This window comes from Pseudonocardia sp. D17 (assembly GCF_036984265.1).
In the GTDB taxonomy this organism is placed as follows: Bacteria; Actinomycetota; Actinomycetes; order Mycobacteriales; family Pseudonocardiaceae; genus Pseudonocardia; species Pseudonocardia benzenivorans.
Genome location: NZ_BPRG01000079.1, coordinates 20207 through 36908 on the forward strand (window position 1 = coordinate 20207; position 16702 = coordinate 36908).

16 protein-coding genes and 1 pseudogene are annotated in these 16702 nt (G+C 72.1%); 4 read left to right on the plus strand and 13 right to left on the minus strand.

Annotated elements, in window-relative coordinates; genetic code table 11:
* Positions 1–96 precede the first annotated feature (96 nt).
* Positions 97–1233, plus strand: a complete 1137-nt coding sequence (locus tag PSD17_RS14395) for a CaiB/BaiF CoA transferase family protein (RefSeq protein WP_013672720.1) — start codon at positions 97–99, stop codon at positions 1231–1233.
* An 8-nt stretch (positions 1234–1241) separates the two neighbouring features.
* On the opposite strand, the gene PSD17_RS14400 is transcribed toward PSD17_RS14395, so the two are convergent.
* From PSD17_RS14400 to PSD17_RS14430, 7 genes are all read right to left on the minus strand, one after another.
* Positions 1242–1961 carry an ABC transporter ATP-binding protein gene (locus PSD17_RS14400; RefSeq protein ID WP_013672719.1) on the minus strand — a complete coding sequence of 240 codons (720 nt, stop codon included), beginning with the start codon at positions 1959–1961 and terminating at the stop codon, positions 1242–1244.
* Positions 1958–2707: an ABC transporter ATP-binding protein gene (locus PSD17_RS14405; RefSeq protein WP_013672718.1), complete on the minus strand. Its 750-nt coding sequence runs from the start codon at positions 2705–2707 to the stop codon at positions 1958–1960. The genes PSD17_RS14400 and PSD17_RS14405 overlap by 4 nt, the downstream gene beginning before the upstream one ends.
* Positions 2704–3741, minus strand: a complete 1038-nt coding sequence (locus PSD17_RS14410; RefSeq protein WP_339122938.1) for a branched-chain amino acid ABC transporter permease — start codon at positions 3739–3741, stop codon at positions 2704–2706. Before PSD17_RS14410 ends, PSD17_RS14405 begins: the two co-directional genes overlap by 4 nt.
* Positions 3738–4601, minus strand: a complete 864-nt coding sequence (locus PSD17_RS14415) for a branched-chain amino acid ABC transporter permease (RefSeq protein WP_013672716.1) — start codon at positions 4599–4601, stop codon at positions 3738–3740. Before PSD17_RS14415 ends, PSD17_RS14410 begins: the two co-directional genes overlap by 4 nt.
* Before the next feature lie 3 nt (positions 4602–4604).
* Positions 4605–6137, minus strand: a complete 1533-nt coding sequence (locus PSD17_RS14420) for a class I adenylate-forming enzyme family protein (protein ID WP_339122939.1) — start codon at positions 6135–6137, stop codon at positions 4605–4607.
* Positions 6138–6230: 93 nt separating this feature from the next.
* Positions 6231–7412: an ABC transporter substrate-binding protein gene (locus PSD17_RS14425; protein ID WP_103380649.1), complete on the minus strand. Its 1182-nt coding sequence runs from the start codon at positions 7410–7412 to the stop codon at positions 6231–6233.
* Between the two features lie 211 nt (positions 7413–7623).
* Positions 7624–8844: a beta-ketoacyl-[acyl-carrier-protein] synthase family protein gene (locus tag PSD17_RS14430; RefSeq protein ID WP_339122940.1), complete on the minus strand. Its 1221-nt coding sequence runs from the start codon at positions 8842–8844 to the stop codon at positions 7624–7626.
* A gap of 194 nt (positions 8845–9038) precedes the next feature.
* Between PSD17_RS14430 and PSD17_RS14435 the strand changes: the two genes are divergently transcribed.
* A complete protein-coding gene (locus PSD17_RS14435; protein ID WP_013672712.1) occupies positions 9039–9695 on the plus strand; it encodes a TetR/AcrR family transcriptional regulator in 657 nt (218 codons plus the stop codon).
* A 73-nt stretch (positions 9696–9768) separates the two neighbouring features.
* On the opposite strand, the gene PSD17_RS14440 is transcribed toward PSD17_RS14435, so the two are convergent.
* The 5 genes from PSD17_RS14440 to PSD17_RS14460 all read right to left on the minus strand — a co-directional run bounded on the left by PSD17_RS14440 (position 9769) and on the right by PSD17_RS14460 (position 13385).
* Positions 9769–10548 carry a PASTA domain-containing protein gene (locus PSD17_RS14440; RefSeq protein WP_339122941.1) on the minus strand — a complete coding sequence of 260 codons (780 nt, stop codon included), beginning with the start codon at positions 10546–10548 and terminating at the stop codon, positions 9769–9771.
* Positions 10549–10823: 275 nt separating this feature from the next.
* The gene (locus PSD17_RS14445; RefSeq protein WP_339122942.1) at positions 10824–11900 is read right to left on the minus strand and encodes a phosphotransferase family protein; all 1077 of its coding nucleotides are present in this window, start codon (positions 11898–11900) and stop codon (positions 10824–10826) included.
* Entirely contained in the window at positions 11897–12340 is a 444-nt protein-coding gene (locus tag PSD17_RS14450) for a MaoC family dehydratase (RefSeq protein WP_339122943.1), read from the minus strand. Before PSD17_RS14450 ends, PSD17_RS14445 begins: the two co-directional genes overlap by 4 nt.
* The gene (locus PSD17_RS14455; protein ID WP_339122944.1) at positions 12337–13134 is read right to left on the minus strand and encodes an enoyl-CoA hydratase/isomerase family protein; all 798 of its coding nucleotides are present in this window, start codon (positions 13132–13134) and stop codon (positions 12337–12339) included. The genes PSD17_RS14450 and PSD17_RS14455 overlap by 4 nt, the downstream gene beginning before the upstream one ends.
* Positions 13131–13385 (minus strand): biotin/lipoyl-binding carrier protein, encoded by a 255-nt coding sequence (locus PSD17_RS14460; RefSeq protein ID WP_199796496.1) that lies wholly within the window; start codon positions 13383–13385, stop codon positions 13131–13133. The genes PSD17_RS14455 and PSD17_RS14460 overlap by 4 nt, the downstream gene beginning before the upstream one ends.
* 122 nt (positions 13386–13507) lie before the next feature.
* On the opposite strand from PSD17_RS14460, the pseudogene PSD17_RS14465 reads away from it, so the two are divergent.
* Both PSD17_RS14465 and PSD17_RS14470 read left to right on the plus strand, forming a co-directional pair.
* Positions 13508–13828, plus strand: a pseudogene (locus PSD17_RS14465) (hypothetical protein); the annotation flags it as partial.
* A gap of 23 nt (positions 13829–13851) precedes the next feature.
* Positions 13852–14766 carry an SDR family oxidoreductase gene (locus PSD17_RS14470; protein ID WP_013672705.1) on the plus strand — a complete coding sequence of 305 codons (915 nt, stop codon included), beginning with the start codon at positions 13852–13854 and terminating at the stop codon, positions 14764–14766.
* A gap of 103 nt (positions 14767–14869) precedes the next feature.
* Here PSD17_RS14470 and PSD17_RS14475 read toward each other — a convergent pair whose 3' ends face one another.
* Positions 14870–16516, minus strand: a complete 1647-nt coding sequence (locus PSD17_RS14475; protein WP_339122945.1) for an AMP-binding protein — start codon at positions 16514–16516, stop codon at positions 14870–14872.
* Positions 16517–16702: the final 186 nt, after the last annotated feature.

The following is a 16702-nucleotide window of genomic DNA, read 5'->3' on the forward strand; positions in this document are numbered from 1 at the left end:
TCCGCCCCCCTTCGTCGCCACCGTACGATTTTCTGATTTCGACGTCAACTTCGAACTAACTTGACGTCGACGTCGAGTCCAGATTGACTTCCGGGCATGACGGGACCCCTGTCCGGAGTGCGCGTCGTGGAGCTGGCGGGCCTCGGGCCGGCGCCGTTCGCCGGGATGATGCTGGCCGACATGGGCGCGGACGTGATCCGTGTCGACCGGGTCACCCGCGACCACGAGGTCGCCGAGTCGACCGCGCTCAGCGAGGTCATCGAGCGCGGTCGGCGCAGCATCGCGGTGAACCTCAAGGACGAGCGCGGCGTCGGCGTCGTACTCGACCTGGTCGCGACGGCCGACGCGCTCATGGAGGGCTTCCGGCCCGGTGTCGCGGAGCGGCTCGGGATCGGACCGGCGCCGAGCCTGGCCCGCAACCCCGCGCTCGTCTACGGCCGGATGACGGGCTGGGGGCAGACCGGCCCGCTCGCGCGCACCGTCGGCCACGACGTCAACTACATCGCCCTCACCGGGGTGCTCGACTCGATCGGCCCCGCGGGCGGCGGCGACCCGGTGCTGCCGCTCAACCTCGTGGGCGACTTCGGCGGCGGTGGCATGCTGCTCGCGTTCGGGCTCGTGTGCGGCATCGTCTCGGCCCGCGCCACCGGGCGTGGCCAGGTCGTCGACGCCGCGATGGTCGACGGCGCGGCCCTGCTCATGGCGCCCTACCTCGCGCGCGACGAGTGGGGTCCGCGCGGCACCAACATGGTCGACGGCGGCGCCCACTTCTACGGCGTCTACGCCACCGCCGACGACCGGTACGTCGCCGTCGGTGCGCTCGAGCCCCAGTTCTATGCCGTCTTCCTCGACCGCGTCGGCCTCGCGGGCGCCGAGCTGCCCGAGCAGATGGACCGGGAGGCGTGGCCACGGCTGCGCGAGCGCGTCGGCGCGATCTTCCGCACCCGTACCCGTGACGAGTGGTGCGCGGTGTTCGCCGGTGCCGAGACCTGCTTCGCCCCCGTGCTGAGCCGCGACGAGGCGGCCGCCGACCCGCACCTCGCGGCCCGCGGCACGATCGTCACCCGCGACGGGCTGCGCCAGCCCGCGCCCGCCCCGCGCTTCGACGCGACGCCCGCGACGCTGCCGCCGCCGCGCCCGCGGCCCGGCGAGCACGGCGACGCGGTGCTGACCGAGCTGGGCCTCGACGCCGCCGAGATCGCGACGCTGCGCGCCGCGGGGGTGATCGGCTGACCCGCGCGTCACTGCCGCTCGGCGGACTCGGCATCGGCGGGGACGGGAGCCGGCTCCGCGAGGGTCGCCGCGTCGACGACCTCCCGCACGACGCCCAGCTCCAGCACCAGCGCACGGCGCGCGAGCTTGGCCGCGAACGCCGCGTTCTGCTCCAGCAGCAGGACCGTCATGTCGTACTCCTGCTGGATCTCGCGCAGGAAGTCGGTCACGGTCACGACCGCCGACGGCGACAGCCCCAGCGACGGCTCGTCGAGGACGAGCACCGACGGGAACGCCATCAGCGCCCGACCGATCGCGAGGAGCTGCTGCTCACCCCCCGACAGCAGTCCCGCCCGCACCGATGCGCGTTCGGCGAGCCGGGGCAGCCGCTCGTACAGCGTCGCCCGGCGCGCCTCCCAGTCGTGCTTGCGGCGCACGCTGAACGCACCCGCCCGCAGGTTGTCGGCCACCGAGAGCTGGGTGAACACCATCCGGCCCTCGGGCACGTAGACGACCCCGGCTCCGACCGCCGCGACGGCCGTCCGCGGCACCGGCGTGCCGTCCAGCAGCACGTCGCCGGTCGAGCCGACGAGCCGGGCGACGGCCTTGCCCAGCGAGCTCTTGCCGCCGCCGTTGGCACCGACGACGGCGAGCGTCTCGCCGCGCTCGATCCCGAACGAGACGCCGCGCACCGCCAGCGCCTGCCCGTAGCGGACGGCGAGGTCGCGGACCTCCAGTTGCGCGGTCACGAGCTCAGGTAGTTCCGCGCGAGCACGTCGTCACGTGCGAGGTCGGCCGGTGTCCCCGTCGCGACGAGCCGTCCGGCGTCCAGGACGACGATCCGGTCGGCCAGCCGCAGGGTCCGGCCGATGTCGTGCTCCACCATGCACACGGTCACTCCCGAGTCGTGGACCTGCTCGATCAGCGACGTCACGCGGTCGCGGTCGGTGTCGTCGAGGCCCGCGAGCGGCTCGTCGAGCAGCAGCAGCCGGGGCGTGCGCACCAATGCCATCGCGATCCCGACGAGCTTGCGGGTGGCCAGGCTGCAGTCCTCGACGAGCGTGTCCCGCACGTCGGCGAGGTGCAGCAGGTCCTCCACGCGGCGGACGGCAGCGCCGTCGCGACCGCGCGTCGCCAGTTCGAGGTTCTCGGCGACCGTCAGGCCGGTGAAGCCGCCGACGTTCTGGAACGTGCGGACGAGGCCGCTGCGCGCGACCCGGTGCGCGCGCCCGCCGCGCAGGGGCGCGCCGCCCCATCGCACCTCGCCCGACGTCGCCGGTACGAACCCGGTGACGACGTTGAACAGAGTGGTCTTGCCCGCGCCGTTGGGCCCGATGATGCCGACGAGCTCGCCCGGTGCGATGTGCATCGTGACCTCGGACAGGGCCCGGACCCCGCCGAGCACGCACGACACGTCGTCGACGTCGAGCAGCGGTTCGGGGCCGAGCGGCACGGCAGGGTTCGCGACCACGGCTCCGTTGCGCGCCTGGGTCATCGCCCCACCCCCGCCGGTTCCGGCGTGGCGTCGACCGGCCCGTCGGCGGGCGGCGGCGCCTTCGGCCGGCGCGCGCGGTCCCACAGCGTGGCCAGGCCGCCGACGATGCCCGCGGGCTGCAGCAGCGCGACGACCGCGAGCAGCGCGCCGACCAGCACGGTCCGCAGCACCGGGTCCATCTCCACAATCGCGGGCAGCGACGCCAGCAGCGCGACACCGACGAGGGCACCGGTGATCCGCCCGACCCCGCCGATGATGAGCATGCCCAGCAACAGGATCGACTGGTTGACGCCGAGCGTGTCGGGGCTGATGAACCCGTTCATCGGAGCCCAGAACACGCCGACGAGCCCGGCGAGCGTGGAGGCCAGGACGAACGCGACCGCCTTGTACGTCGTGGGGTTGAAGCCCAGGCCGCGGGTGCCGTTCTCGTCGGCGCGCACGGCCTTCATCCGCAGCCCGAGGTGGGAGTTGCGGACGAGGACGACGACCAGCATCACGACGACCAGCACCGCGACGAGCCAGAGGGTGAAGTAGCGGTAGACCGAGAAGTCGAACGGCATGTCCGAGCCGACGCCCCAGTCGATCGTGAGGCCCGACGAGCCGCCGAAGAACCCCGGCACGTTGGCGATGAGCTGGATGAGCAGCTCGCCGAACGCGAAGGTGATGATCGCGAACGAGAAGCCGGACGACCGGCCGACCGCGGGCAGCCCGATCAGCGTGGCCAGCACCGCGACGATCAGCACCGCGATCGCGCCCGCGACGGGCAGCGGCAGCCCGGCCTTCTGGTAGAGCAGCACGGTCGCGTAGCCGCCCGCGCCGAAGAACGCGGCGTGCCCGGCCGGCATCATCCGCAGGTCGCCGACCAGCAGGTCCAGCCCGACGACGAGCGCACCGTAGGCGAGGAACGCGTTGAGCAGCAGCACCCTGTTCTCGGGCACCACGAACGCCAGCACCAGTAGTACGGCCCCGACGACGAGCACACCCGCGCCGTGCCGCAACCGCCTGCCCGACATCGCACTCCGACTCGTGGTCATCCGGCTCGCACCTGCCTGCGGTTGAACAGACCCGCCGGCGCCACCAGCAGGATGACGATCATGAGGACGAAGCCGTAGGCGTTGGTCAGCCCGGCCTCGACGTAGCGCGTGCCCAGTGCCTCGAGCAGGCCGAGCATCATCGCGGCGACGAACGTGCCCTCGATCGAGCCGAGCCCGCCGATGATCGCGACGACGAAGCCCTTGAGCAGGAAGCTCAGCCCGGTCGCGGGCGTGATCGGCACGACGAGCGCGATGCAGATGCCCGCGACGGCGGCCAGCGCCCCGGCCACGACGAAGGCGTAGAGCCCGACCCGCCTGGCCGGCAGCCCGACCGTGGAGGCCGCGAACTCGTCGTCGCCACAGGCCCGCAGCGCGAGACCGATCCACGTGCGGCGCATCGCGAACGCGGTCACGACGACGACCACGATCGTCACCCCGATGACGACGAGCCTGCCGACGGGCAGCTGCTCCTCGCCGATCAGCGAGACCGTGCCCTCGATGCGTGGGCCGCTGCGCGGCGTCGCGGTGAAGGTCCGGACGAAGAACGCCTCGGCGAACAGCAGCAGGCCGAGCGAGAAGGCCAGGCCCTGCAGGTGGTTGCCGATCGTGCGCCGGAATCCGACGACGTAGAGGATCGCGGCGACCCCGCCCGCGACGAGCAACGCGAGCGGCAGCGCGAGCCCCGCCCCGAGGGCCCCGGCGAACAGCACGAACGCGTACGCCCCGACGGTGATGAACTCACCGTGGGCGAAGTTGAGGATGTGCGTGACGCCGAAGGTGAGCGTCACCCCGAGCCCGACGAGGGTGTAGAGCCCGCCCTGCATGATGCCGAGCAGGATCGTCGTGACGAGTGCGTCCACGGCTCAGCCCGCCGGGACCGCGGTGTCGCGCACGGCCTGCTCGACGACGAACCGCTGCAGCTTGCCCATCGAGTTGCGCGGCAGCGCCTCCGGCCAGGCCATGACGACCCGGGGAATCTTGTAGTCCGCGAGCCTGTCGCGGCAGAAGGCCCGAAGCTCGTCCTGCTCGACGGTCTCCCCCGGCTTCGCCACGACGACCGCGACGATCTGCTCGCCCCACTTCTCGTGCGGCGCGCCGAGCACGACGGTCTCGAGCACGCCGGGGTGCTGCGCGACGACCTGCTCCACCTCGGCGGCGTAGACGTTCTCGCCGCCGGTGATGATCATCCCGTTCTTCCGGTCGACGATCCGCAGCCTGCCGTCGGGGTCCATGACGCCGATGTCGCCGGAGCGGATGAGGTCGCCGGTCCACGAGGCGGCCGTCGCCTCCGGGAGGTTGAGGTAGCCCGAGGAGCAGGCCAGGGTCCGCAGCAGGATTTCGCCGCGCTCGCCCGGGGCGCAGGGCCGGTCCTGGTCGTCGACGACGAGGATCTCGCAGCCGACGGTCGGGTAGCCGACCGTGCCGTCGAGCACGGTCTCGGGCGACTTGAGCTCGAACGTCGCGAAACCGCCCTCGGTCCAGCCGTAGGTCTCCGAGATCTCGACGTTCGGGAAGATCTCGTAGGCCTGCTTCAGCAGGACCGGAGAGACGGCGGCACCCGCTGTCATCATCCGCTTCATGGCGGGCAGCGCCGTGCGGCCGCGACGCTGCCACTCCTCGGAGATCATCGTGGTCATCGACGGGACGAGGAACGCCGCGGTGGAGCGTTCGGCGAACTCGTCGCACGCGACGGCGGCGTCGAAGGCGGGCATGATCCGTACCCGGCCGCCGATCATCCAGCAGCACAGCGCGAAGCTGCAGTACGACATGTGGAACAGCGGTCCCGGCACGAGCATCGTGTCGTCCGGGCCGAGCCGCAGCTGCCAGCCCCACCGGAAGCAGTTGACCAGCCAGGTGTCGTTGGTCATCGTGGCGCCCTTGGGCAGCCCGGTGGTGCCGGAGGTGTAGAACACCGCGGCCACCCGCTGCCCGACCGCCGGGTCACCGGTGGGGTCGGGCAGCGGCGCGTCGCCGTCGACGGCGTCGAGGTCGAGGACCGCGACGTCGTGCTCGACGAGCGCGGCGACCTCGCGGGCCGTGTCCAGCAGGGACCCCGCGGCGACCAGGACCGTCGCGCCGGAGTCGGACACGATGTGCGCGATCTCCGGCAGGGCCAGCCGGGTGTTGACGGGCACCGACGCGACCCCGGCGACCATGGCCGCGGGGTAGATCAGCAGCGCGTCGAGCCCGTTGGGCAGCAGCGTCGCGACCATGCGGCCGTTGCGCCCCGCCGGCGTCCCCGACAGCGCCGCCGCCAGATCGGCGACGCGCTGCCACACCTGCGCGAACGTCCACGACCGTTCCGGGGTCGTCGGCGTCGCGAGCACCGTCGCGGCGAGGGCGTCGGGCCGGGACCGGGCGCTCATGCCCAGCATGTCGGCCACCGAGTACTGCATGTGCTGCTCCTCCGGGCTGCGTTGCGACAGGTGCTGCGTTGCGACAGGTGCTGCGATGCCGACAGCTGCTGCGTTCCTGCTGGATCGAACGGGTCAGCTGATGCCGAACGTGACGACCTTGCCGCCGGTCGGCGAGAGGATCCCGGCGCCCATCGGGCTGGTGTTGGCGCCCGTGGGGTCGAACGACACCTGGACGACGCCGTCGTAGGACGCTCCGCGCAGGGCCGCGGCGACCTTGTCGACGTCGTCGGTCGTGCCGGCCTTCTCCATGGCCTGGGCGAGCATCGCGATGTAGTCGTAGTGCGTGAACGGGAACCAGGTCACCTTCGCCGGGTCGACCTTGTACTCGGCGGCGTAGCGGTCGATGAAGTCCTTCACCTTGTCGGTGCTGGGGAAGGCGGGGTCGGCACCCAGGACGAGCCACGCGTAGTTGTCGATCTTGTCCGCGCGCTGCTGCCCCGGCAGGGCCGAGATGCCGCGGGTGATGAAGTTCTTGGTCAGGCCGGCGTCGAGCGCCGCGTCCATGATCGCGGCGGCGCGGCCGTCGCCGTTGTAGCCGATGAACAGGCCGTCGACACTGCCCCGCGGGATCTGGTTGACGACGGCGGCGAAGTCGGTCGAGGCCGGGTCGAAGAAGATCTTCTGCGTGACCTCGACACCGTTCTGCGCGAACGCCGGGACGTAGGAGTCGGCGAGGGTGCGGCCGGTGTCGTCGTTGTTCATCAGCATCGCGATGCGCTTGATGTCGGGCAGCGCCTTGGTGACGGCCGGGATGTACCCGTTGTTGACCATCTTGTCGTCGGAGGCCGAGAGCTTGAAGAACGGCTTGTCGGGCTTGACGTAGTTCTGCATCGACGTGGTCACGGACAGCGCCATGACGTTCCCGGTGCGCTCGGCGGCGGTGACCATCGGGGGGATCGCGGGCGACATGTCGCCGCCGATCAGGTAGTGCGCGCCGAAGCCCGTGATGAGGTCCTGCGCGTTGCGCGCCATGTTGTCGGGGTTGCTCGCCATGTCGGCGGACTTCAGCTCGAAGGTGCACTTCTTGCCGGCGACGGTGAAGCCCCGGGCGTTGATGTCCTTGACCGCCATGTCGATCGAGTTCTGGCCGTCGATTCCGAACGCGGCCGCGGCACCGGTGGTACTGAAGACCGAACCGAGCTTGACGACGCAGTCGCCCCCGCTCGCCGACCCTCCGTCGCTGCCGCCGCAGGCGGACAGGACCAGGGCCCCGGCCAGGGTGACGCCGACCGCGGCGACACGGGTGGGACGCATTGCAGACTCCTTCGTCCGAGGGGGTCCCGCATGCGATTCCGGTCGGTCGGTGTCACGACCCGGGCGTCGATGCGGTTCACGCTGGGAGGATGCAAACAGATGTTGAAGTCGACGTCAAGTCCGAGTTATGCCGCGGGGCCGCACCGCCCACGCCCACGCCGGACCGCCCCGGCCTGCGGTGACGTCGCCCGGGGTCACAACAGGGCTGCGCTCAGTCGCGGCTGACGACGAGCGAGCTGTTCTGGCCGCCGAAACCGAACGCGTTCACCTGGACGATCCCGATGTCGGCCTTCGCGGGCTCGCCGACGACGACCCGGAACAGCGGGCCGTCCTCGACCTCGGCCGTCCCGCCCACCGGCGGCAGGGCCCCGACCTCCATCGCCTGGAGCCCGACCAGGACGCCCATCGCCGCCGAGGCGGCCCCGGTGTGCCCGACACTGCCCTTGATCGACGTCACGAGCAGCGAGTCGCCGCGGTCGCCGAACACCTCGTTGATCGCGGTGATCTCGACCGTGTCGCCCTTCGGGGTGCTGGTGGCGTGGGCGACGATCGCGTCGACCGCGTCTGACCCGATCCCCGCGTCGGAGTGGGCCCGGCGGATGGCCTCGGCCTCCCAGCGCCCGCTCGGGTCGGGCGAGGACGGGTGATGACCGTCGGAGAGCGAGGCGTAGCCCCGGACCATCCCGTGGATGTGGGCTCCCCGCGCGACGGCCCGGTCGAGCCGTTCCAGCACGAGCACCGCGGCACCCTCGCCCTCGACGATGCCGGTGCGCCGCCGGTCGAACGGGAGCATCGCCATCGCCGGATCGGGGGTGCCCTGCGACATCCCGTACGACGTCTGGGCGTGGTAGAGGATCTCGCACAGGCCGTGCTCGGTGCCGCCGGCGATCATGACGTCGGCCCGGCCCGCCTCGATCATCTGCGCGGCGGTGCCGATCGCGTCGTTGGCCGACGCGCAGGCCGACGACACCGTCAGCAGCGGGCCGTGCAGCTTCCACCGCAGCGCGAGCTGGCCCGCGGCCATGTTGGGCCAGGCCTTGATGTTGAGCTTGCGATGGATGGCCTGCGGCCCCTCGAGATCGAGCGCACGCTGGGCCTCGGCGAGCGACTGGACCCCCGACATCGTCGTCCCGAGGACGACGCCGGTCCGGAGCGGGTCGAGCTCGGCACCGTGGTCGGCGACGGCCTGCGCCGCCGCCGCGATGGCGTACTGGGCGAAGACGTCGGTGCCGTCGACGACGCGGTCGTCCATCCAGGCCGTCGGGTCGAAGTCGGGGATCGTCGAGATCCAGGCGTAGCGGCCCGAGTCCGGATCGGACCACGGGGCCTGCACGATCCGGACGCGTCCGGCCTGCATCGCGGCGGTGAAGTCGTCCGCGCTCTGACCGAGCGGAGAGACGATCCCGACCCCGGTGATGGCGACCTGCTCCATGCCGAACCTCTTCCGCCGAGCCATGTCCTCGAGCCAACTCCGACGAATCCGACCTTGCATGAACTCGACGTCGAAGTCAATATCGGTGGCAGCCGCGCAGCCCGCCCGTCGACGGGGGCCGGAGATACGATCACGCGGCCCGTGCGGGGCCACACGCCCCGCAACGGCCGACGTCGGGGGAGAGGTGCCAGCCAATGACCGAGACGGCCGAGACCGCGGCGGCCGATGCCGGAGCGCCGCCTGCCAGGAGAGCGGTGCCTGCGACGGCCCGCGGCCGTCGCAGCCGCCAGGCGCTGTTGGACGCCGCCCGCATCGTGTTCGCCCGCGACGGGTTCACCGCCGCCCGGATCACCGACATCGCCGACCAGGCCGGCGCCGCGCACGGCAGCTTCTACACCTACTTCAAGTCCAAGGACGAGATCTTCCTCGCGCTCATCGAGGAACTCGAGGAGGACCTGCGCGTCAGCGGCCGCGGGGAGAGCGCGGCGAGCGACGACGCCTACGCGCGGATCCTGCGCGCCAACACCGAGTACCTCACGGCCTACTACGACAACCGCGGGATCATGGTCGTCTGGGAGCAGGCGGCGACGCTGAACCCCGAGGTCGCCGAGCTGCGCAGCCAGGCCTCCGACCGGGCCGTCGCCCGGGTGGTGCGCGCGATCGAGCGGATGCAGGCCGCGGGTGAGGTCTCCCCCGCGATCGACGCCCGCTACGCCGCCACCGCGCTGACCGGGATGATCAGCAACTTCGCCTACCGCTGGTGCCTGCGCGACGAGGACTTCGAGCTCGACCGGGCCGCCCAGCAGCTGAGCCTGTTGTGGGCCAACGCGCTGGGCATCCCGACGCCCTGACCGCCGACGGCCCCCCGGCAGCCCGCCCGCGCACCCGCCCCGCCGGCGTGCCCGGACGCTGCCCGGCGTCCCGCTACTTCGCCTGACCCGTCACCGTGATCTTCTGGACCGCCAGCTTCGGCACCGTCATCGACCCGCCCATCGTCGTCTCGTAGGTGTAGGACCCGAGCACGGTCACCTCGGCCCTGAACAGGTCCTTGTTCACCAGGTCGCCCAGCGTCGCCGCCGTGTCCGCGGTCAGGACCGTGTTCGTGTCGTAGTCCGCGTACCCGTAGCTGACCTTGTGCGCCACCCCGTCGACGTTCGCCCGGAACCCCGTCGGCCCGGTGGCCGAGTCGAACTGGGTGACCTGCCCGTAGACGACGACGGACTCGCCGCTGTGCGCGTCCGGGCTCCGCGCGATCAGTGCCCACTCCCGCGCGGTGATCGCCTTCGCCGGAGCGGGTGGGGGCTTGACCGTCGTCGTCACCGGCGCGCGGGTGGGCGCGGGGACGCTCACGGACAGTGCGATCGAGGTGTCGCGCGGCGCGGTCGTCAGCGCGGCGGGGTTCTGCAGCAGCACGGTCCGCTGCCACAGCTCGCCCGTGAACGACGTCGAGACGTTGCGGAACCCGGCGGAGTTCAGCGCCGCGACCGCCTGGTCGGCGCGCATGCCGACGACGTTCGGCACCGTGGCCGACGACGCGCGCGGCGCGTCCGGTCCGCCCGCGGCCGGGCCCCCGGCGGTCGTCACGACGACGATCGTGGCCGCGATCGCGGCGAGGACGACGCCGATGACGAGGAACGGCAGCCACGCGCGGCTCCTTCTCGGTGCCGGGGGCGGGGCCATCTGCGGCGGCATCGGCAGCTGCATCGGTGGTGGAGTGGGAGCACCGCCGAACCACACCGGAGGGGCCTGCCCCGGGATCGGCACCGTGGTCGGCGGCCCGCCCGGGGGGACGGCCTGTTGACCGGGATCGACGGACATGACCGCTCCAGGTGAGGTCGGTGGGGAGACGACCTCCGTCGTTCGCGCCGGATCAGCGGGGCGTTACGCCCGCCGAGGCCGGATCGGCACGACGGACGCGAACACCGCGATCTGCCCCGGTCCCGGTGCGGGTCCGGCACGGCGGATCCTCGCGGCCCACCTCAGCCGGCGGCTCCCGCGAGGATCGACGTCGCGCGGCGGACCAGTGGGGGGATCAGCTCGCCGCGCTCTGCCATCCGCGGGTCGGTGCTCTCCCCGCGCAACCAGCGGCTGTGCAGCTGCTGGAGCACGACGATCGTCTTCCACGCGGCGAAGGCCTCGTACCAGGCGCTGTCGCCGACGTCGTGACCTGTGCGCTCGGCGTAGCGGTCGACGATCTCGCGGCGCGTCGGGAGTCCGATCGTCTCCAGACCGGGTGGGGTGACCGCGCGGGCGTCCGGCCGGTCCGACGGGTCGGGCCAGTAGTTGAGCAGGATGCCGAGATCGACCATCGGGTCGCCCAGCGTCGCCATGTCCCAGTCGAAGACGGACACGACCGTGTCGGGCTCACCCGCCGCGAACTGGCAGTTGTCGACCTTGAAGTCGTTGTGCAGGACCGCGGTCCGCGACGAGGTCGGCATCGTCGACGTCAGGTGCTCGCCGATGCCGTCGATGCGGCCGGCGAGCGCGCCCGCGTCGCCACCGACGCGTTCCCATCGTCGTCGCCACCCGGCGACCTGGCGCTCCAGGAAGCCGTCGGGCTTGCCGAGGCCGTCGAGGCCGCACGCCGCCGGATCGACGAGATGCAGGTCGGCCAGTGCGTCGACGACCGCGAACCCGATCCGCCGGGCTGCGTCGGGCTGGTCCGCCATCGACGACGGCACCGCCCCCCACACGACGACACCCGGTCGGTACTCGACGACGAGGAAGTCCGAGCCGATGACGGCGTGGTCGTCGCAGAACGCCAGCGCGCGTGGCGCCCGCGGGAACGCCCGCCACAACGACGCGAGCGTCGTGTGCTCCCGGCGCATGTCGTGCGCGCCCGGTGCGATCTCGCCGAAGGGCGGCCGCCGGACGACCAGCCGCCTCTCGCCGACCGTGACCCGGTAGGTCAGGTTGGCCGAACCGTTGGGGAACTGCTCGACCGCGAACGGCCCCGCCAGCCCCTCGACGTTCCCGCGCAGGTAGCGCTCCAGCGCGGCCCAGTCGAGCTCCTCGCCCGGCCGGACGGCCGCGACCTCTGCGGGCTCCTCGTTCACCGCGCTGCCTCCTGCGTCGTCGGGTCGAGGTGGAAGCGCGCCAACAACCGCGCGCCGCAGGCGAGCTCGGTGGTGTCGGCGCGCTCGACGGCGACGGCCACCGCGACCTGGACCGCGCCTGCGCGTCCGGGCGTGGCGTCGTCGATCCGGGCGTGCAGCCGCACCCGCGTGCCGACGGGAACCGGGTCGCCGAACCGGACGTCGTCGAGGCCGTAGTTGACACCCGTCGACGCGCCGGGGACCGCGAAGAGCTCGGTGAGCGACGCGGCGGCGTAGGAGAGGACGAGCGTGCCGGGAACGCCGCCGTCCCAGGCACGGTCGCCGGTGACGCGGGCGAACGTCCGGACGCGGTCGGGGTCGATCCGGATCCAACCGCCGGCACCGAGGTCACGGCCCACCGCGGCGACGAGCTCGTCGGCCGTCGCGAAGACCCGGGTCACCGGCCCTCGAAGCGCGGCCGCCGCTTCTCGACGAACGCCGCCACGCCCTCGGCGACGTCGGCGCTGCCGTTGACGACGTCGACGGCGAACTCGGCGTCCCCCAGCGCGTGGTCGAACGACGTGCCCGCCGCCCGCAGCATCAGCTTCTTCGCGACCCGCACGGCCAGCGGCGCCCTGGCCGCCAGCGCCGCGGCGAGCGCGGCGGTGTGCTCGCGCAGCGTCTCGTCGGGCACGACCTCACCGACCAGGCCCAGCTCGCGGGCACGTTCGGCGTCGTAGATCTCACCGAGCAGGGTCATCCGCAGCGCGGCCTCCATGCCCATGGCGCGCGGGAACAGCCACGCACCGCCCTCGTCGGGCAGCAGCCCGACGCGCCCGCTCGTGTCGCCGAGCCGGGCGCTCGCCCCGGCCACGCGCAGGTCGCACAGCAGCGCGAGGGTGAGCCCGCCCGCGACGGCGACGCCGTTGACCATCGCGATCGTCGGCTTGTCGAGGCCGTGCAGCAGGCGCCCGACGCGGTGCATCCCCTCGCGCATCACCATGGCGTGGCCCAGCTGGCGGCGGTGCGCCTCCTCGACCTCGTCGGTGTTGCGGACGTCGCCGCCCGCGCAGAACGCCCGGCCCTCGCCGGTGATCACCAGCACGCGGGTGTCGTCGTCGGCCTGGTAGCCGGTCAGCACGTCGACGATCTCGTCGCACATGACGGTCGTGTAGGCGTTCAGCGCCTCGGGGCGGGCGAGGGTCAGCCAGCCGACCCGGTCGACGGTCTCGTAGCGGATCGTGCGGTAGCTCATCGAGAGCTCTCCTCGGGCTCGCCGGCGTCGACGACCGCGATGAGGTCACCGCTCTGCACGACGTCGCCCACCGCGACGGCGACCGACACGACAGTGCCCCCGGTCTCGCTCACCACCGGTATCTCCATCTTCATCGACTCGAGGAGCACGATGGCCTGCCCGCCGGCGACGCGCACGCCCGCGGTCGCGCTGACCTCGAGAACGGAGGCGACGAGCTCGGCCCGGATCTCCTCACGGATCGTCGCGGTCACGAGTGGTCCTCCACGGGCCGGAGGCTACGCACTAATTGATTTCGACGTCAAGTTCGGTTAGCGTCCGCTCGTGACCACGACGTCCGAACCGGCCGCCGCGCGCCGCAGACACGTTCTTCACCGCTGCCGCGGCCGGCGACTGGGACGGCATGCGTGCCGCGGTCGCCGAGGGCGCGGTGTTCTGGCAGAACGTCGACGGCGGCGAACGCGACGTCGAACAGGTCATCCGCTACACCGGAAAGCTGCGGCGCACCGGCGGGTTCTCCTACGCCGACGTGCGGCGGCTCGTCGCACCCGACGGTTTCTGCGAGCAGCACACCGTCCGGTTCCACGACGCCGCCGGCACGACGACCGCGGAGTACGCGGTCTGCGTCGTGGGCCGCGTCGACGAGACAGGCCTGATCACCCGGCTCGACGAGTACCTCGACGGGTCGCCCCGCTGACACCCCCTCTCGGAAGGCACGCCATGGGAGACCTCTGCGCAGGCAGGACCGTTCTTGTCACCGGCGCGGGCCGCGGCATCGGCCGCGCGCACGCGGTGGAGTTCGCCCGGCAGGGCGCGCGCGTCGTCGTCAACGACCCGGGTGTGGAGGTCGACGGAACGGGCGGCTCCCCCGAGCCCGCCGACGCCGTCGTCGCCGAGATCCGCGCGGCGGGCGGCTCGGCTGTCGCGTCGTATTCCGACGCGGCCTCCACCGACGGTGCCGACGCCGCGGTCGCGACCGCGCTGCGCGAGTTCGGCGGACTGGACGTGCTCGTCAACAACGCGGGCATCCTGCGCGACCGGATGCTGGTCAACACCGCCGACGAGGAATGGGACGAGGTCCTGCGCGTCCACCTGCGCAGCGTCTTCGCGTGCACGCGGGCGGCGGCCCGGCACTGGCGGGAGCGGTCGAAGGCCGGCGACCCCGTCGACGCGCGCGTGATCAGCACGTCGTCGCCGTCCGGGCTCTACGGCAACGTCGGCCAGACCGGCTACGGCGCGGCCAAGGCCGGGATCGCCGCGCTGACCGTCATCGCCGCGACCGAGCTGCAGCGCTACGGCGTCACCGTCAACGCGATCGCGCCCGGTGCGCGCACCCGGATGACCGAGAACCTCGCGGTGCTCGACGGGGTCACCGGGCCCGGCTCCGACTTCGACGAGATGGCACCCGAGAACGTGGCCCCGCTCGTCGTCTGGCTCGGCTCGACTCAGTCGGCCGGGATCACCGGCCGGGTGTTCAACGTCTGGGGCGGGCGGATCAGCGTCGCCGAGGGCTGGAGCGCCGGACCGTCGGCCGACAAGGGCGCCCGCTGGGACGCCGAGGAACTGGGCGAGGTCGTGCCGGACCTGGTGGCGCAGGCAGCGAAGAACGCCGACATGTGGGGCAACCGCCCGTGATGCCGCAGATTCTGTGCGCCGACACGAACCTGACCTGCCTCATGCCGGCGGAGCGGGCCGCGACGTTCTGAAAGCTCGCGAGTGGCGATAGTCGCTCCGGCGACTATTGCCACTCACGGAGTTCGCCGGACGCCACCCGGTCGCGGAGCACGAACTTCTGGATCTTCCCCGAGGGCGTGCGCGGGAAGGTGTCGACGAAGTACCACAGCTTCGGCGTCTTGAACGGCGCCAACCTGCTGCGGCAGAACGTGAACAGCTCGTCGGGGGTGGGCGGGTCGGTCGGGTCGGCCGACTGGACGACCGCGCCGACCTGCTCGCCCCACTTCGGGTCCGGGATCCCGATGATCGCGACCTCGGCGACCTTCTCGTGCTCGAGCAGCAGCTCCTCGACCTCGAGGGGATGGATGTTCTCGCCGCCGCGGATCACGAGGTCCTTGAGCCGTCCCGCGATCCGCAGGTACCCGCGCTCGTCCATGGTCCCGACGTCGCCGCTGTGCAGCCAGCCGTCGGCGTCGATCGTCGCGCCCGTCGCGTCGGGCATGTTCCAGTAGCCCATCATGTTCTGGTATCCGCGGGCGCAGATCTCGCCCTCGGCACCGACCGCGACCGGTGCGCCCGAGGGGTCGGCGATCTTGACCTCGACGTGCGGCATCGGCCGCCCGAGCGTCTCGGCCTGGTCGTCGTCGGAGTCGGTGGGGAAGGTCTGGGTCAGCACGCCGTGCATCTCGGCCTGCCCGAACAGGATCGAGAAGTCGCAGCCCCAGGTGGACTTGGTGCGCCGCACCAGGTCGGCCGGGACCTTCGCGCCGCCGCACATGACCGTGCGCAGGGCCGACACGTCCCGCGCCGGCCGGTCGGGATGGTCGAGCAGACCGAGCAGGATCGTCGGCACGGTGAGGATCAGCGCGCCCCGCTCGGTCTCCATCAGCTCCAGCACCAGTGCCGGGTCGAACTGCGGGACCACGACGTGCACGCCGCGCCGGGCCAGCGTGCCGATGCTCGCGAGCACCCCGCCACCGGTGTGGAACAGGGGGATCGGGTTGATCCAGGCGTCGCCGTCGCGGAAGCCGGCACGCTCGGCGGAGAGCCGCGAGGCGTTGACGACGCCGAGGTTGTGCAGCAGGGCGCCCTTGGCGAATCCCGTCGTCCCGGAGGTGTAGATGATCAGGTTCGGGTCGTCGGGCGAGACGTCGGGCAGCGGCGTCGAACGATCGCCGCTCGCGACGAACGCGTCCCAGTCGGCGAAGCAGATCGTCTCGCGCAGGTCGGGCAGCTCGTCGCGGACGCTCTCGACGATGCCGGTCATCGACACCCCGCGGTGCTCGGTGCCGTGCACGATCCCGACGCTGCCGGACTGGCCCAGCGCGTAGCGCAGCTCCTCGGTGCGGTACTGCGGATTGATCGTGACGACGACGATGCCCGCGAGCGCAGCGCCCATCTGCAGCAGCACCCACTCGGCGCGGTTGGACTCCCAGACCGCGACGCGCTCCCCGGGCCGGAAGCGGGCCAGCAGCGCGGCGGCGACAGACTCGGCCGCGTCGAGCATCTCGGCGTAGGTCCAGCGACGGCGCTGCGCGCGGTCGGCCGGCCCGTCGACCAGCCCGATCCGGTCGGGCACCTCGGTGGCGACGCGGCGCAGCAGCGCGCCGACCGTCGTCACATCGAGATCGACGTCCGTGGTGGCGGGCCAGTAGGAGGCCGCAGGCAGTGCCACGGCGGGCTCCGAGATCGACTGGTCCGAGATCGACATCCGCGTCGTCCTCCGCTCGACTGGGGGGCGGCTCGACGCTATTGATATCTGACCTCGACGTCAAGTTCGAAAATGGAGACGTCATTTCGCCGGTCGACGAACCGTCACCGGCCTACGGTCGAGTCAGTGTCAGGGTGGGATTGCCGCTGTTGCGGTGGTTGGGATCCTGGCCGGTGGTGATCTGGC

Excerpts from the sequence above, each read along its gene's own strand:
- PSD17_RS14395 (WP_013672720.1), top strand. The coding sequence starts at position 97 with ATGACGGGACCCCTGTCCGGAGTGCGCGTCGTGGAGCTGGCGGGCCTC.
- PSD17_RS14405 (WP_013672718.1), bottom strand. The coding sequence starts at position 2,707 with ATGACCCAGGCGCGCAACGGAGCCGTGGTCGCGAACCCTGCCGTGCCG.
- PSD17_RS14410 (WP_339122938.1), bottom strand. The coding sequence starts at position 3,741 with ATGACCACGAGTCGGAGTGCGATGTCGGGCAGGCGGTTGCGGCACGGC.
- PSD17_RS14420 (WP_339122939.1), bottom strand. The coding sequence starts at position 6,137 with ATGCAGTACTCGGTGGCCGACATGCTGGGCATGAGCGCCCGGTCCCGG.
- PSD17_RS14425 (WP_103380649.1), bottom strand. The coding sequence starts at position 7,412 with ATGCGTCCCACCCGTGTCGCCGCGGTCGGCGTCACCCTGGCCGGGGCC.
- PSD17_RS14430 (WP_339122940.1), bottom strand. The coding sequence starts at position 8,844 with ATGGAGCAGGTCGCCATCACCGGGGTCGGGATCGTCTCTCCGCTCGGT.
- PSD17_RS14435 (WP_013672712.1), top strand. The coding sequence starts at position 9,039 with ATGACCGAGACGGCCGAGACCGCGGCGGCCGATGCCGGAGCGCCGCCT.
- PSD17_RS14440 (WP_339122941.1), bottom strand. The coding sequence starts at position 10,548 with ATGCAGCTGCCGATGCCGCCGCAGATGGCCCCGCCCCCGGCACCGAGA.
- PSD17_RS14455 (WP_339122944.1), bottom strand. The coding sequence starts at position 13,134 with ATGAGCTACCGCACGATCCGCTACGAGACCGTCGACCGGGTCGGCTGG.
- PSD17_RS14470 (WP_013672705.1), top strand. The coding sequence starts at position 13,852 with ATGGGAGACCTCTGCGCAGGCAGGACCGTTCTTGTCACCGGCGCGGGC.
- PSD17_RS14475 (WP_339122945.1), bottom strand. The coding sequence starts at position 16,516 with ATGTCGATCTCGGACCAGTCGATCTCGGAGCCCGCCGTGGCACTGCCT.